Source organism: Bordetella sp. BOR01, from assembly GCF_019218885.1.
Classification (GTDB): Bacteria; Pseudomonadota; Gammaproteobacteria; order Burkholderiales; family Burkholderiaceae_B; genus Bordetella_A.
The window spans coordinates 602,734-617,462 of sequence record NZ_JAHUWT010000001.1 but is presented as its reverse complement, the minus strand read 5'-3'; the positions used below and the strand labels follow the sequence as shown (position 1 = coordinate 617,462).

General features: G+C 63.3%; 14 protein-coding genes. All 14 read right to left on the bottom strand.

Annotated elements, in window-relative coordinates:
- Window positions 1-85 precede the first annotated feature (85 nt).
- The 14 genes from KW845_RS02965 to KW845_RS02900 all read right to left on the bottom strand — a co-directional run bounded on the left by KW845_RS02965 (window position 86) and on the right by KW845_RS02900 (window position 14,715).
- Window positions 86-409, bottom strand: a complete 324-nt coding sequence (locus KW845_RS02965) for a DUF2818 family protein (RefSeq protein WP_218367676.1) — start codon at window positions 407-409, stop codon at window positions 86-88.
- Window positions 410-422: 13 nt separating this feature from the next.
- Window positions 423-1,907, bottom strand: a complete 1,485-nt coding sequence (nuoN, locus tag KW845_RS02960; protein ID WP_218367675.1) for an NADH-quinone oxidoreductase subunit NuoN — start codon at window positions 1,905-1,907, stop codon at window positions 423-425.
- A gap of 9 nt (window positions 1,908-1,916) precedes the next feature.
- The gene (locus KW845_RS02955; RefSeq protein WP_218367674.1) at window positions 1,917-3,419 is read right to left on the bottom strand and encodes an NADH-quinone oxidoreductase subunit M; all 1,503 of its coding nucleotides are present in this window, start codon (window positions 3,417-3,419) and stop codon (window positions 1,917-1,919) included.
- On the bottom strand, window positions 3,416-5,461 hold the full coding sequence (nuoL, locus tag KW845_RS02950) for an NADH-quinone oxidoreductase subunit L (protein ID WP_218367673.1): 2,046 nt from the start codon (window positions 5,459-5,461) through the stop codon (window positions 3,416-3,418). Before nuoL ends, KW845_RS02955 begins: the two co-directional genes overlap by 4 nt.
- Window positions 5,462-5,478: 17 nt before the next feature.
- Entirely contained in the window at window positions 5,479-5,787 is a 309-nt protein-coding gene (nuoK, locus tag KW845_RS02945) for an NADH-quinone oxidoreductase subunit NuoK (RefSeq protein ID WP_012248610.1), read from the bottom strand.
- Complete coding sequence (locus tag KW845_RS02940; RefSeq protein ID WP_218367672.1) at window positions 5,784-6,431, bottom strand: NADH-quinone oxidoreductase subunit J; 648 nt, start codon at window positions 6,429-6,431, stop codon at window positions 5,784-5,786. Before KW845_RS02940 ends, nuoK begins: the two co-directional genes overlap by 4 nt.
- A 17-nt stretch (window positions 6,432-6,448) precedes the next feature.
- On the bottom strand, window positions 6,449-6,937 hold the full coding sequence (nuoI, locus tag KW845_RS02935; protein WP_218367671.1) for an NADH-quinone oxidoreductase subunit NuoI: 489 nt from the start codon (window positions 6,935-6,937) through the stop codon (window positions 6,449-6,451).
- Window positions 6,938-6,958: 21 nt separating this feature from the next.
- Window positions 6,959-8,032, bottom strand: coding sequence for an NADH-quinone oxidoreductase subunit NuoH (gene nuoH, locus KW845_RS02930; RefSeq protein ID WP_218367670.1), 1,074 nt, complete (start codon window positions 8,030-8,032; stop codon window positions 6,959-6,961).
- A 1-nt stretch (window position 8,033) separates the two neighbouring features.
- Complete coding sequence (nuoG, locus tag KW845_RS02925; RefSeq protein WP_218367669.1) at window positions 8,034-10,361, bottom strand: NADH-quinone oxidoreductase subunit NuoG; 2,328 nt, start codon at window positions 10,359-10,361, stop codon at window positions 8,034-8,036.
- A gap of 15 nt (window positions 10,362-10,376) precedes the next feature.
- Window positions 10,377-11,744 carry an NADH-quinone oxidoreductase subunit NuoF gene (gene nuoF / locus KW845_RS02920; RefSeq protein WP_218367668.1) on the bottom strand — a complete coding sequence of 456 codons (1,368 nt, stop codon included), beginning with the start codon at window positions 11,742-11,744 and terminating at the stop codon, window positions 10,377-10,379.
- On the bottom strand, window positions 11,741-12,241 hold the full coding sequence (gene nuoE / locus KW845_RS02915; protein ID WP_218367667.1) for an NADH-quinone oxidoreductase subunit NuoE: 501 nt from the start codon (window positions 12,239-12,241) through the stop codon (window positions 11,741-11,743). The genes nuoF and nuoE overlap by 4 nt, the downstream gene beginning before the upstream one ends.
- Before the next feature lie 40 nt (window positions 12,242-12,281).
- Window positions 12,282-13,538, bottom strand: a complete 1,257-nt coding sequence (locus KW845_RS02910; RefSeq protein ID WP_218367666.1) for an NADH-quinone oxidoreductase subunit D — start codon at window positions 13,536-13,538, stop codon at window positions 12,282-12,284.
- Window positions 13,539-13,541: 3 nt separating this feature from the next.
- Window positions 13,542-14,171, bottom strand: a complete 630-nt coding sequence (locus KW845_RS02905; RefSeq protein WP_218367665.1) for an NADH-quinone oxidoreductase subunit C — start codon at window positions 14,169-14,171, stop codon at window positions 13,542-13,544.
- 67 nt (window positions 14,172-14,238) lie between these two features.
- The gene (locus KW845_RS02900) at window positions 14,239-14,715 is read right to left on the bottom strand and encodes an NADH-quinone oxidoreductase subunit B family protein (RefSeq protein ID WP_006217960.1); all 477 of its coding nucleotides are present in this window, start codon (window positions 14,713-14,715) and stop codon (window positions 14,239-14,241) included.
- Window positions 14,716-14,729: the final 14 nt, after the last annotated feature.

Below are 14,729 nucleotides of genomic sequence, written 5' to 3'. Positions count from 1 at the left end.
GGGAAATCCGCGATTAACAACGTCTGCTGGCCGGAAATGGGCGAAAAAAAACGCCTGCGTGAGGCGTTTTTTATAGGGGACAGGATCAGGATCGCAAAGACGGGTGACGCTTGAACAAATACCGGTAAACAAATCCCGGGTATCCCAGCACCAGATACAGGCTCAGGGTAATGGCGTAGAACTCCCAGGCCTGCGTGAATGGATTGCCCAGTGCCGCCTCGAAGGCAAAGCCCAGGGCGATGACCAGCCCGTAATACACCAGCAGTTCCAATAGGCGCAACCAGAATGGCTTGACCGCGCCCCCCCGTTTCCAGGGCAGCACGGCCAGCACGCGTTCAGTCAGGAAAGGCAGGTTGGCGCTGACCAGCGCCAACGCAATCAACAGCCAGACGGCGAGAGTCTGGTTCATACCCCCGCCCTGCCTACAGGCCCAGAGACGTCTGGATGGCGTGTACGCAAAGCGCCATCAGGCCGCCAGGCAGGATCCCCAGTACCAGGATCAACGCGCCATTGAGCGACAGTACGCCGCGCGGGCCGCATGGCGCGGCCACCGGTCCGACTTCGGCCACCGGTTCGTCGAAATACACCACCTTGACGACACGCAGGTAGTAGAACGCGCCGATCAGCGAGAACATGACCGCCACCACGGCCAGCGCAATGTGGCCAGCATCGATCAGTACCTGCAGCACCGCCAGCTTGGCATAGAAACCCACCATGGGCGGAATGCCAGTCAGCGAGAACATCAGCAGCAGCAGGATGGCGGCATGCCAGGGGCTGCGGCGATTCAGGCCCTTCAGGTCATCGATATGCTCGCATTCGAAGCCCTGCCGCGACAGCAGCAGCACCATGCCGAAGGTGCCCAGCGTGGTCAGCACGTAGACCAGCATATAGAACAGCGCGGCGCCGTAGGCATGAGCCGACGCGTCGGGCTTGCCTTCGACCACGCCGGACATCAGGCCCAACAGCACGAAGCCCACATGCGAGATGGTGGAATACGCCAGCATGCGCTTGAAGTTGGTCTGGGCGATGGCCGTCAGGTTGCCGATGGCCAGCGACAGTACCGCCAGGATCATCAGCATGGGCTGCCAGTCGGCCGCCAGGCCATGCAGGCCCTCGACCAGCAGGCGCAGCGCGATCGCGAACGAGGCCAGCTTGGGCGCCGCCCCCAGGATCAGGGTGACCGCCGTGGGCGAACCTTGGTACACGTCGGGCACCCACATGTGGAACGGCACCGCGCCCAGCTTGAATGCCAGGCCCGCCACCAGGAACACCACGCCGAACACCAGCGCCATATCCTGTTGCTGGCCGGCCGCGACCACTTTGGCGATCTCGGCGATATCCAGCTGGCCGGTCGCCCCGTACACCATGGACATGCCGTACAGCAGGAAGCCCGAGGCCAGTGCGCCCAGCACGAAATACTTCATGGCGGCCTCGGTGGCCACCACGTCGTCCCGGCGCAGGGCGATCAAGGCATACAGCGCCAGCGACATCAGCTCCAGGCCCAGGTACACGCTGATCAGGTTGCCGGCCGAGATCATGACCATCTGGCCCAGCAGGGCCATCAACGCCAGCACGTAGAGCTCGCCGCCGCGCAGCATGTCACGCGCCTGCGCATAGGCCCGGCCATACACCAGCGTAACCGCCACGGCGATATACGACGCGACTTTCAGCAGGTGCGACAGGTTGTCGGCGACATACAGGCCGTTGAAGGTACGGCCGACCGCGCCGCTGTTCCATTGAACCAGCGATACGACTGTCAGTACGCCCAGCGCCAGCAAAGTCAATATGAACGTCGGCTTGCGCTCGGGGTGAGCGCTGATCGCGTCGATCAGCAGGATCGCAAGACCGAAAATCAGCAACAGGATCTCGGGTGTGGCCAGGGCGAAATCGATGTGGGATTGCATCATGGTTCAGTCTTACAGTTTCGAGATGGCAACGTGTTGCAGCAGGGCCTGAACCGAGGCGTGCATGACGTCGGTAAAGGGCTTGGGGTGGATACCCATGTACAACACGGCAATGGCCATCACGCCCAGAATCAGGAATTCACGGCGATTGATGTCGGTGAGTTCGCGCACGTGGTCGTTGGCGATATCGCCGAACGCCACCCGCTTGACCATCCACAGCGAGTACGAAGCGCCCAGGATCAGCGCCGTCGCGGCCAGCAGGCCGATCCAGAAATTGTGTTCGACAGCGCCCATGATGACCATGAATTCGCCAACGAAACCGCTGGTGGCGGGCAGCCCGCTGTTGGCCATCGAGAAAAGCACGAAGAACGTGACGAAGCGCGGCATGACGTTGATGACGCCGCCGTAGTCGGCGATGCGCCGCGAGTGCATCCGGTCATACAGTACGCCTATGCAGAAGAACATGGCGCCCGACACGAAGCCGTGCGAGATCATCTGCACGATGGCGCCCTCGACGCCGGCGGTATTGAAGATGAAGAAGCCCAGGGTGACGAAACCCATGTGTGCCACCGACGAATACGCCACCAGCTTCTTCATGTCGTCCTGGACGATGGCGACCAGGCCGATGTAGATGACCGCGATCAGCGATAGCGCGATCATCATCCCCGCCAGGCTGTGCGAGGCATCCGGAGCGATGGGCAGCGAAAAGCGCAGGAACCCGTAGGCGCCCAGCTTCAGCATGATGGCCGCCAGCACCACCGAACCGCCGGTGGGGGCCTCGACGTGGGCGTCGGGCAGCCAGGTGTGCACCGGCCACATCGGCACCTTCACCGCGAACGCGGCAAGCAGAGCCAGGAAGATCAGTACCTGCGGCGTATAGCCCAGCTTGACCTGGTGCCAGGTCTGGATGTCGAACGAACCGCCCGACGCATTCCACAGGTAGACAAAGGCCACCAGGGTCAGCAGCGAGCCCAGCAGCGTATACAAGAAGAACTTGAACGCCGCATAGACCCGGTTCGGGCCGCCCCACACGCCGATGATGATGTACATCGGGATCAGCGTGGCTTCGAAGAACACGTAGAACAGCAGGCCATCGAGCGCGGCAAACACGCCTACCATCAGGCCCGACAGGATCAGGAAGGCGGCCATGTACTGCGCCACGCGGCTGGTGATGACTTCCCAGCCAGCCAGCACCACGATGATGGTGATGAAAGCGGTCAGCAGCACGAACCACAGCGAGATGCCATCGACGCCCAGGTGGTAGTTGACGTTGAACGCTTCGATCCAGGACGCCTTCTCGACGAACTGCATGGCGGCCGTCGAATTGTCGAAGCCGGTATACAGCGGGAGGGTGACCAGGAACCCAGCCAGCGCCCCAACCAGCGACAGGCCGCGCGTCAGCCCGGGACGGTCGTCGCGGCCCAGAGCCAGCACCAGCAGGCCGAATACGATCGGAACGAAGATCGCAATCGTAAGCCAGGGAAAAGTGTTGGATGCCATGTCGCTTGCCGTCATTGGGGAATCAGCACAAAGAAAGTAATCAGCGCCATGATGCCGATGATCATCGCGAACGCGTAGTGATAGATGTAGCCGGACTGCAGGTGACGGCTGGCCGCGGCCACCCAGCCCACCACGCGGGCGCTGCCATTGACCAGTACGCCGTCGATCAGGCCGCGATCGCCGCGCTGCCACAGCCCATGGCCCAGGCAGCGCGCACCGCGCGCGATGATCTGTTCATTGACCCAGTCGACGTAGTACTTGTTGTCGAGCAGCTTGTACACGCCCGACAGGCTCGACTTGATGGCGGCGGGCACCTTGGGATTGATCAGGTAGCAGTACCAGGCGATAACGGCGCCTGCCACCACCAGCCAGAACGGCACCGTCTGGAACGCATGCAGGCCGAACGCAACCCAGCCGTGCCATTCTTCGCCGAGCTCGTGCATGGCCGGGTGCTGCGGCAGCACCTTGATCACGCCGTCGAAGAAGCCGCCGAACAGCATCGGGTCGACCACCAGGGCGCCGATCACGACCGACGGAATGGCCAGCAACACCAGCGGCAGCGTCACGACCCATGGGGATTCGTGCGGTGTGCCGCCATGGTGGCCGTGATCGTCGTGCGAGTGGCCGTCGTGCGCATGGTCGTCGTGCGCATGGTCGTCGTGGCCATGGCCATGGCCGCTGGTATCGAAGCGCTCTTTGCCGTGGAACACCAGGAAGTACACGCGGAACGAGTACAGCGAAGTGACGAACACGCCGATCAGCGTGGAGTAATAAGCGAAGCTGGCACCCCACACGTTGGCCGCGCCGGCAGCCTCGATGATGTGCTCTTTCGAGTAGAAGCCCGAGAAGAATGGCGTACCCACCAGGGCCAGCGTGCCCAGCAGGAAGGTGATCCAGGTAATGGGCATGTACTTGCGCAGGCCGCCCATGTTGCGGATGTCCTGGTCATGGTGCATGCCGATGATGACCGAGCCGGCGCCCAGGAACAACAGCGCCTTGAAGAACGCGTGGGTCATCAGGTGGAAGATGGCCACCGAGTAGGCCGACGCACCCAGCGCCACGGTCATGTAGCCCAGTTGGGACAGCGTGGAATATGCCACCACGCGCTTGATGTCGTTCTGGATGATGCCCAGGATGCCCAGGAACAACGCGCCGATGGCGCCGATGACGATCACGAACGAAAGCGCGGCGTCGGACAGCTCGAACAGCGGCGAGAAGCGCGCCACCATGAAGATGCCCGCGGTCACCATGGTGGCCGCGTGGATCAGCGCCGAGATCGGCGTGGGGCCTTCCATGGAATCGGGCAGCCAGGCATGCAGCGGAACCTGGGCCGACTTGCCCATGGCGCCGATGAACAGGCAGACGCAGGCCACGGTCAGCAGCATCCAGTCGGTGCCCGGCAGCGTTTGGCCAGCCAGCTTGTCGGCCTGGGCGAATACGTCGGCATAATGCATGGTGCCGGCATAGGCGAACAGCAGGCCGATGCCCAGCACGAAGCCGAAGTCGCCCACGCGGTTGATCAGGAACGCCTTCATGTTGGCGAAAATGGCCGTGGGACGCGTGTACCAGAAGCCGATCAGCAGATACGACACCAGCCCCACCGCTTCCCAGCCGAAGAAGAGCTGGACCATGTTGTTGGACATGACCAGCATCAGCATCGAGAAGGTGAACAGCGAGATGTACGCGAAGAAGCGCTGGTAGCCGGGATCGTCTGCCATGTAGCCGATGGTGTAGATGTGCACCATCAGCGAGACCGAGGTCACCACCACCATCATCATGGCCGACAGGGGATCGATCAGGAACCCGATCTCGAGCCTGGTCTGGCCGATGAGGCTCCAGGTATAGACGGTGCCGTCGTAGGTATGGCCGTTGAGCACGTCGCCCAGCACGATGACCGAACCCACCGTGGAGATCAGGACCCCCAGGATGGTGATGATGTGCGAGCCGCGGCGGCCGATGGGCCGGCCCAGGAACCCAGTGCCGAACAGCCCGGCAAGAATCGCGCCGACCAGCGGTGCCAGCGCGATCAGCAAATACAGGTTGGGTGAGCTAGACATTTTCTTCCAATACCCCGTCAGCCCTTCAGGCGATCGAGTTCGTCAACGTTGATCGTGTTCAGGTTGCGGAACAGCAGCACCAGAATTGCCAATCCGATGGCGGCTTCTGCGGCCGCCACGGTCAGGATGAAGAACACGAACACCTGGCCGGCGGTATCGCCGAACCAGCTGGAGAACGCCACGAAGTTCATGTTGACGGCCAGCAGCACGAGCTCGATGGACATCAACAGAATGATCAGGTTGCGGCGGTTCAGGAAGATGCCGAAGATGCCGATGGCGAACAGGATCGCACCCAGCACCAGATAATGGGCCAGTGTCAGCGTCATTCTTTTTCTCCTTCGGCGTCGTCGGACGGCGTGCTTACACGGCCCTGGGCTCGGTCGCTCTGCGCCGGCATGCTGACCAGGCGGAAGCGGTCTTTGGCACGCACGCGCACGGCGGCGGCCGGGTCGTTGTACTTGACATCGCGGCGGCGGCGCAGCGTGAGCGTGATGGCGGCGATCATGCCCACCAGCAGCAGCGCGGCTCCGACTTCCACGGCATACACGTACTGGGTGTACATGGCTTCGCCCAAGGCGCGGGTGTTGTTGTAGTCGCCAGCCACCGGAGCCTGCGGACCGGCGCCGTGCCAGGTGGAAGCCAGCACGAACGACATCTCGATGACCAGCACGACGCCGATGACCAGGCCCAGCGGCAGGTAGGTCTTGAGCCCCTGGCGCAGCGAGTCGATGCGGATATCGAGCATCATGACCACGAACAGGAACAGCACCATAACGGCGCCCACGTATACCAGCACCAACAGCAGGGCCAGGAATTCGGCTCCTAGCAGCATCCACAGCATGGCGGCGTTGGCAAATGCCAGGATCAGGTGCAGGACAGCGGTAACCGGGCTGCGCGCCGTGATGACGCGAAACGCGGCGATCACCAGGACGGCAGCCAGTATGTAGAACAGGACAGTGGTAAAAGTCATGGATCAGACCTTGGGCGTCAACGGTATGGCGCGTCTTCGGCCCGGCGGCGGGCGATTTCGGCTTCGTAGCGGTCGCCCACGGCGAGCAGCATGTCTTTGGTGAAATAAAGGTCGCCGCGCTTTTCACCGTGGTATTCGTGGATATGGGTTTCCACGATCGAGTCCACGGGGCAGCTTTCTTCACAGAAACCGCAGAAAATGCACTTGGTGAGATCGATGTCGTAACGCGTGGTGCGGCGGGTGCCGTCGTCGCGCAGGTCCGATTCGATGGTGATGGCCAGTGCCGGGCAAACGGCTTCGCACAGTTTGCATGCGATACAGCGCTCTTCCCCGTTGGGATAGCGGCGCAGCGCGTGCAACCCGCGAAAGCGCGCCGAGGTCGGCGTTTTTTCCATCGGGTAGCGCAAGGTGACCTTGCGCTTGAAGAAATACTTGCCCGTCAGGCGCATGCCCTTGAGCAGCTCGGTCAGCATCAGGCTGCCGAAAAAATCTTTGATCGCTTCCATATCCTGCCTCAGCTTGGCGCGTCAGCGCCAAATGTTCCAGGGCGTCTGCATCCAGATCGCCACTACGACCAGCCACACGCCGGTCAGCGGTATGAAAATCTTCCAGCCCAAACGCATGATCTGGTCGTAGCGGTAGCGCGGGAACGACGCGCGGAACCATACGAACAGCGAGACCACGAAGAATGTCTTGATGCCCAGCCAGATCCAGCCGGGGATCCAGGTCAGGGGCACGATGTCGATCGGAGCCGTCCAGCCCCCCAGGAACATGATCGCGGCCATGCACGACAGCAGGATCATGTTGGCGTACTCGCCCAGGAAGAACAGCGCGAACGCCATGCCCGAGTATTCGACCATGTGGCCGGCCACGATTTCGGATTCGCCTTCCACCACGTCGAACGGGTGACGGTTGGTCTCGGCCACCGCCGAGATCACGTAGATGACGAACAGCGGCAGCAGCGGCAGCCAGTTCCAGGACAGGAAAGTCAGGCCGTGCTCGGCGAACCAGCCGCGGGTCTGGCCCAGCACGATCTCGGACATGTTCAGGCTGCCCGACACCAGCAGCACCGTGACCAGCACGAAGCCGATGGCCAGTTCGTACGACACCATCTGCGCCGAGGCGCGCAACGCGCCCAGGAAGGCGTACTTGGAGTTCGAGGCCCAGCCCGCCACGATGACGCCGTAGACGCCGATGGAGGTGATGGCCATCACGTACAGCAGGCCGGCATTGACGTTGGCCAGCACCACGTCGGGGCCGAACGGCACCACGGCCCAGGCCGCAAGCGCCGGCATCAGCGTCACCACCGGTGCAACCACGAACAGGACCTTGTTGGCCTGCGAAGGCACCACCACTTCTTTGGTCAGCAGTTTGAAAACGTCGGCGAACGGCTGCAGCAGCCCGCGGAAACCGACGCGGGTCGGGCCCAGGCGCGAGTGCATCCAGCCGATCATCTTGCGTTCCCAGTACGTGAGGTAGGCCACGCACAGAATGATGGGAACTGCGATGACGACGATCTTGACGAGTGTCCAGAGCACCAACCAGGCCGTCGGGCCCAGCAAGGCCTGACCGTGGCTTTCAAGAATATCGAGCCATTCCATGTCAGGCACGCTCCACGCTGATTTCACCGAATGCGCCACCCAGGGCAGCGGTTTGCTCAAATGCCGCCGCGATGCGCACCGCGCGATCGGCCACGGCGTCGTCCTGCACGGTTTCGAGTTCAATCGAACCGGCAGGGCCGGCGACACGCACCTTGATCCCGGCGGTCAGGCCCAGGCCAGCCAGCGTGGCGCCGTTCATGCGTGCCGTGGGCGCCTGGGAAGCGGGTGCGTCCTGCAGCGGGCCGGAACGGCGCACCATGGTGTCGGTGCGATAGATAGGCACGTCGGCCACGCGTTCCAGGCCCGAGGCAGCCTGCCCCAGCCCGCGCGCAGCCTTGATGTCGTTGGACAGCCGGCTTTCGATGCCGCCCGCCAGGGCGGTATCGCGCACCGATTCGGAGGTTTCGTCTTCGAAGCCCTGCAGTTGCAGCACATTGCCCAGCACGCGCAGCACTTTCCAGCCCGGACGAGCCTGGCCCAGCGGCGCCACCGTGCCCTTGAAGCTTTGCGGCAAGCCCTGGGCGTTGACGAACGTGCCCGAGGTTTCGGTGAATGGCGAAACGGGCAGCATGACATCGGCCCAGTCTTGCGCGGCCGAGGCATAGGGCGTCAGGGCAACGGCGAACTCGGCGCCGCGCAGCGCGGCCACTGCCTGCGGACCGTTGTCGGCATCGAACGAGGGTTCGGCGTGCAACACGATGTAGGCCTTGAGCGGCTCGGCCAGCATGGCGGCGGCGGTCTTGCCGCCCTGCCCCGGCACGGCGCCGGCCAGGTAGCCGCCCACCGTATTACCGCCCGAGGTCAGGAAGCCGAAGCGCGCGCCGGCCAGGTCGGCGATGCTGCGCGCGTTGGCGGCCAGCAGCGAGGCTTGCGGCGAAGCCACGGCCATGTTGCCCAGCAGCACTGCCGCATTCGAGCCCGAGGCCAGGCTGGCGGCAATCCGCTTGGCGCTTTCGTCGGGGGTGACGCCAGAGAACTCGGCGGGTACCGGCTGTTCCTTGGCCTGGGCCAGTGCCACGGCCACCTGTGCCAATGCCGACGGCAAGCCCGACGGCGCCACGGTAAGGCGCGCAGCCACCGGCATGAGCGGATCGTCGGCAGCGCTGTCGACCAGCAGGATCTGCGTGCCGCGCTTGGCGGCCTGGCGCAGGCGCTGGGCCATCAGGGGATGATCCTTGCGCAGGAACGAACCCACCACCAGTACCCGGTCGAGCGAGTCGAGGTCGGCGACGGGCATGCCCAGCCAGGGCGTGCCGGACAGGGCAGCGTCGAAAGCGGGATCGGTCTGGCGCAGGCGGAAATCGATGTTCTCGGAACCCAGGGCACGCACCAGGCGGCCCAGCAGCGCGAATTCTTCGGTAGTGGCGTACTCGGCCGCCAGGGCGCCGATCTGGCCGCTGCCATGGCTGTCGCGCACTCGCGAGAGGCCTTGCGCCACGGCCTGCAGCGCATCGGCCCAGGATGCTTCCTGCCACTGGCCGTCGGCCCCCTTGATCATGGGCGCCGCCAGGCGGTCTTCGCTATTGAGGCCTTCGTACGAGTAGCGGTCGCGGTCGCTGATCCAGCATTCGTTCAGGGCTTCGTCTTCGAAGGGCACCACGCGCATGGCGCGGTCGCCCTTGACCTGCACCACCAGGTTGGCACCCAGGCTGTCGTGCGGGCTGACCGTACGGCGGCGTGCCAGTTCCCAGGTGCGGGCGGTGTAGCGGAACGGCTTGGAGGTGAGCGCACCCACGGGACAGAGGTCGATCATGTTGCCCGACAGTTCGGACTCGACCGAACGACCCACGAAAGTGGTGATTTCGGAATGCTCGCCCCGGCCCAGCATGCCCAGTTCCATGACGCCGGCGATTTCTTGGCCGAAACGCACACAGCGGGTGCAATGGATGCAGCGGGTCATTTCTTCGGCCGACACCAGCGGGCCGAGGTCTTTATGGAAGACCACGCGCTTTTCTTCGCGATAGCGCGAGGATGAGCCGCCATAGCCCACCGCCAGGTCCTGCAGCTGGCATTCGCCCCCCTGGTCGCAGATGGGGCAATCGAGCGGGTGGTTGATCAGCAGGAATTCCATGACCGACTTCTGCGCGGCCTTGGCTTTCTCAGAGCATGTATGGACCACCATGCCATTGGTGGCAGGCGTGGCGCAGGCCGGCAGCGCCTTGGGCGCCTTTTCCACTTCAACCAGGCACATGCGGCAGTTGGCCGCGATGGACAGTTTCTTGTGGTAGCAGAAATGGGGTACATACAGGCCAAGCTTCTGGGCCGCATGCATCACCATGCTGCCCTCGGGGACTTCGACCTGATTGCCGTCGACGGTTAATTCAACCATTGCTGTTCCTGAGACCTACAGATATTGCGGGACCACACACGACTTGTGCTCGATGTGGTGCGCGAATTCGTCGCGATAATGCTTGATGAAGCCACGCACCGGCATGGCGGCGGCATCACCCAGGGCGCAGATCGTACGGCCCATGATGTTGCTGGCCACGCTGTCGAGCAGGTCCAGGTCTTCCTGGCGGCCTTGGCCGTGCTCGATGCGATGGACCATGCGGTAGAGCCAGCCGGTGCCTTCCCGGCATGGCGTGCACTGCCCGCAGCTTTCCTCGAAATAGAAGTACGACAGCCGCAGCAGCGACTTCACCATGCAGCGGGTGTCGTCCATGACGATGACCGCACCCGACCCCAGCATGGAACCCGCCTTGGCGATGGCGTCGTAGTCCATGGTGGTGTCCATCATGATGTCGGCCGGCAGCACCGGCGCACTGGAGCCGCCGGGAATGACCGCCTTGAGCTTCTTGCCGCCGCGCATGCCGCCGGCCAGCTCGAGCAGCTTGGCAAACGGCGTGCCCAACGGAATTTCGTAATTGCCCGGACGCTCGACGTCGCCCGTGATCGAGAACACCTTGGTGCCGCCGTTGTTGGGCTTGCCCACTTCCAGGTAGGCCTGGCCGCTGTTGCGGATGATCCAGGGCACCGCGGCGAAGGTCTCGGTGTTGTTGATGGTGGTGGGCTTGCCATACAGGCCGAAGCTGGCCGGGAACGGCGGCTTGAAGCGCGGCTGGCCCTTCTTGCCCTCGAGCGATTCGAGCAGCGCGGTTTCCTCGCCGCAGATGTACGCGCCATAGCCGTGGAAGGCGTGCAACTGGAAGCTGAAGTCGGAGCCCAGGATCTTGTCGCCCAGGAAACCGGCGGCGCGGGCTTCTTCCAGGGCTTCTTCAAAGCGTTCGTACACTTCGAAGATTTCGCCGTGGATGTAGTTGTAGCCGACGCTGATGCCCATGGCGTAGGCGGCGATGGCCATGCCTTCGATCACGATATGCGGATTGAAGCGCAGGATATCGCGGTCTTTGAACGTGCCGGGCTCACCTTCGTCGGAGTTGCACACCAGGTATTTCTGCCCGGGAAAGGCACGCGGCATGAAGCTCCACTTCAGGCCGGTGGGAAAGCCCGCGCCGCCACGCCCGCGCAGGCCCGAGGCCTTGACTTCGGCGATGACGTCTTCGGGCTTCATGCCGGAAGACAGGATCTTGCGCAGGGCCTCGTAGCCGCCGCGCTTGACGTAGTCTTGCAGGCGCCAGTTGTTGCCGTCGAGGTCGGCCAGGATCTGCGCCCCCAGGTGCCGGCCGTGCAGGCACATGGAGTTCGACAGGTCGTTCAGCGGGTTGGGGTCGAGCCCCTGGGCCAGGTGCTTGTACAGATCGGGCGCGTTCATGCCGGCTCTCCTTCGCCCTGTGCCTTCAGGCCCTGGACCAGCGCATCGAGTTTTTCTTCGGTCATGCGCACGCACATATGCTTGTTGTTGACGATAAGCACGGGGGAATCGCCGCAGGCGCCCATGCATTCGCCCTCGGCCAGGGTGAACAGGCCGTCGGGCGTGGTTTCGCGGTAGTCGACGCCGAGCTTGCGCTTGAGGTAGTCGCCGGCTTTTTCGCCGTCGCGCAAGGCACAGGGCAGGTTCGTGCAGACCGCGATCTTGTGCTTGCCGACCGGCGTGGTATCGAACATGTTGTAGAACGTGGCGACTTCCTGCACCGCGATGGGCGGCACGCCGATGTAATTGGCCACGTCTTCAAGGACTTCGGGGGGCAACCAGCCCTTCTCTTCTTGCGCGATGGCAAGCGAAGCCATGATGGCCGACTGCCGCTGGTCGGCCGGGAACTTGGCAAGTTCCCGGTCGATTTTCTGGTAGGCCTGTTCGGAAAGCAGCATAGTTTGAATCCGGGTTATGCGGGGCGTTCGGGCTGACGGATCAGCGGTCGATTTCGCCGAAAACGATATCCTGCGTGCCGATGATGGTGACGGCGTCGGCGATCATGTGGCCACGCGACATTTCATCGAGCGATTGCAAATGGGCAAACCCCGGCGCCCGAATCTTCAGGCGGTAAGGCTTGTTGGCGCCGTCCGACACCAGATAGATGCCGAATTCGCCCTTGGGGTGTTCGATCGATGCGAAGGACTCGCCGGGCGGCACGTGGAAACCTTCGGTGAAGAGCTTGAAATGGTGAATCAGCTCTTCCATGTTGGTTTTCATGCCGGTGCGGCTGGGCGGAGCGACCTTGTGGTTCTCGATCATGACCGGACCGGGATTGTTGCGCAGCCATTCCACGCATTGGCGGATGATGCGGTTGCTTTCGCGCATTTCGGCGATGCGCACCAGGTAGCGGTCGTAGCTGTCGCCGTTGACGCCCACGGGGACGTCGAATTCGACCAGGTCGTAGACTTCGTAGGGCTGCATCTTGCGCAGATCCCAGGCCACGCCGGAGCCGCGCAGCATGGGGCCGGTAAAGCCCAGCGCCTTGGCGCGTTCGGGATCGACCACGCCGATGCCCACCAGCCGCTGCTTCCAGATGCGGTTGTCGGTCAGCAGGGTTTCGTATTCGTCGACGCAGGTCGGAAACCGGTTGGTGAAGTCTTCGATGAAATCGAGCAGCGAGCCGGAACGCGCGTCGTTCATGATGTGCAGGTCTTTGTCGCCGCGGTACTTGCTGCTTTCGCCATACTGCGGCATGACGTCGGGCAGGTCGCGATAGACGCCGCCCGGCCGGTAGTACGCCGCGTGCATGCGCGCCCCGGAGACAGCCTCGTAGCAGTCCATCAGGTCTTCGCGTTCGCGGAAGGCGTACAGGAACACAGCCATGGCACCCACGTCGAGCGCGTGGGAGCCCAGCGACATCAAGTGATTGAGCAGGCGCGTGATCTCGTCGAACAGGACGCGGATGTACTGCGCGCGCAACGGCGGTTCGATACCCAGCAGTTTCTCGATGGCCATGACGTAGGCGTGCTCGTTGCACATCATGGACACGTAATCGAGGCGGTCCATGTAGGGCAGCGCCTGGATGTAGGTCTTGTGTTCGGCCAGCTTTTCGGTGGCGCGATGCAGCAGGCCGATGTGCGGGTCGGCGCGCTGGATGACTTCGCCGTCGAGCTCGAGCACCAGGCGCAGCACACCGTGCGCCGCCGGGTGCTGCGGGCCGAAGTTCAGGGTGTAGTTCTTGATTTCTGCCATGATTTAACGCCCCATGCCGTAGGAGTCTTCACGCACGACACGCGGAGTGATTTCGCGGGGATCGATGGTGACCGGCTGGTAGATGACGCGCCTTTGTTCGGGGTCGTAGCGCATTTCGACGGTGCCCGACAGGGGGAAGTCTTTGCGGAACGGGTGGCCGATGAAGCCGTAGTCGGTCAGGATGCGGCGCAGATCGGGGTGCCCTTCGAAGACAATGCCGAACAGGTCGAAGGCCTCGCGCTCGAACCAGTTCACCCCGGGCCAACAGTCGACCAGCGAGCCGACAATGGGGAAATCGTCGTCGGGGGCCCAGGTACGCACGCGCAAGCGCCAGTTATGGGCGATGGACAGCAGGTGCACGACCACGGCGTAGCGCGCGCGCTGCACGCCGGCGACCTTGTCCTCGGCCACTTGGCGCGTGCCGTTGCCCCAGGTCAGGTAGTCGACGCCGCACAGGTCGATGCAGGTTTCGAAGCTCAGGCTGGCATCGGTACGCAGCTTGTTGCAAACCGCAAGCCATTGGTCGGCCGGGACTTCCAGCGTGAACTCGCCGAGCGCTTCGGTCAGGGCCGCGTTTGCGCCCAGCACGGCCTGCAGGTTGTGTTTCAGGGTTTCGAGCCTGGTCATCGTCATGTACGCTTAGGTAAACCGATATGCTGACGGGGGTCGCCGGCGCAAAGCACGGCCGGCGGCGGCGCGGTCAGCGGGCAATGGTGTTGGTCAGGCGGATCTTGTTCTGCATTTGCAGCAGCCCATAGACCAGCGCTTCGGCCGTGGGCGGACAGCCAGGCACGTAGACATCGACCGGCACGATGCGATCACAGCCGCGCACGACCGAGTAAGAGTAGTGGTAGTACCCACCGCCATTGGCACACGACCCCATGGACACCACCCAGCGCGGTTCGGGCATCTGATCGTAGACCTTGCGCAACGCGGGCGCCATCTTGTTGCACAGCGTGCCGGCCACGATCATCAGGTCGGACTGGCGCGGGCTGGGACGGAAAATGATGCCGAATTGGTCGAGATCGTAGCGCGCCGCGCCGGCGTGCATCATTTCGACCGCGCAACAGGCCAGGCCGAAGGTCATGGGCCACATCGAGCCCGTCTTTGCCCAGTTGAGGAACTTGTCGGCACTGGTAGTGATGAAGCCTTGCTTGAGGATGCCGTCTATAGCCATTTTCGTCTCTGATA

Coding starts and splice junctions, on each gene's coding strand:
- KW845_RS02965 (WP_218367676.1), bottom strand. CDS start 409: ATGAACCAGACTCTCGCCGTCTGGCTGTTGATTGCGTTGGCGCTGGTC.
- nuoN (WP_218367675.1), bottom strand. CDS start 1,907: ATGATGCAATCCCACATCGATTTCGCCCTGGCCACACCCGAGATCCTG.
- KW845_RS02955 (WP_218367674.1), bottom strand. CDS start 3,419: ATGACGGCAAGCGACATGGCATCCAACACTTTTCCCTGGCTTACGATT.
- nuoL (WP_218367673.1), bottom strand. CDS start 5,461: ATGTCTAGCTCACCCAACCTGTATTTGCTGATCGCGCTGGCACCGCTG.
- nuoK (WP_012248610.1), bottom strand. CDS start 5,787: ATGACGCTGACACTGGCCCATTATCTGGTGCTGGGTGCGATCCTGTTC.
- KW845_RS02940 (WP_218367672.1), bottom strand. CDS start 6,431: ATGACTTTTACCACTGTCCTGTTCTACATACTGGCTGCCGTCCTGGTG.
- nuoI (WP_218367671.1), bottom strand. CDS start 6,937: ATGGAAGCGATCAAAGATTTTTTCGGCAGCCTGATGCTGACCGAGCTG.
- nuoH (WP_218367670.1), bottom strand. CDS start 8,032: ATGGAATGGCTCGATATTCTTGAAAGCCACGGTCAGGCCTTGCTGGGC.
- nuoG (WP_218367669.1), bottom strand. CDS start 10,361: ATGGTTGAATTAACCGTCGACGGCAATCAGGTCGAAGTCCCCGAGGGC.
- nuoF (WP_218367668.1), bottom strand. CDS start 11,744: ATGAACGCGCCCGATCTGTACAAGCACCTGGCCCAGGGGCTCGACCCC.
- nuoE (WP_218367667.1), bottom strand. CDS start 12,241: ATGCTGCTTTCCGAACAGGCCTACCAGAAAATCGACCGGGAACTTGCC.
- KW845_RS02910 (WP_218367666.1), bottom strand. CDS start 13,538: ATGGCAGAAATCAAGAACTACACCCTGAACTTCGGCCCGCAGCACCCG.
- KW845_RS02905 (WP_218367665.1), bottom strand. CDS start 14,171: ATGACGATGACCAGGCTCGAAACCCTGAAACACAACCTGCAGGCCGTG.
- KW845_RS02900 (WP_006217960.1), bottom strand. CDS start 14,715: ATGGCTATAGACGGCATCCTCAAGCAAGGCTTCATCACTACCAGTGCC.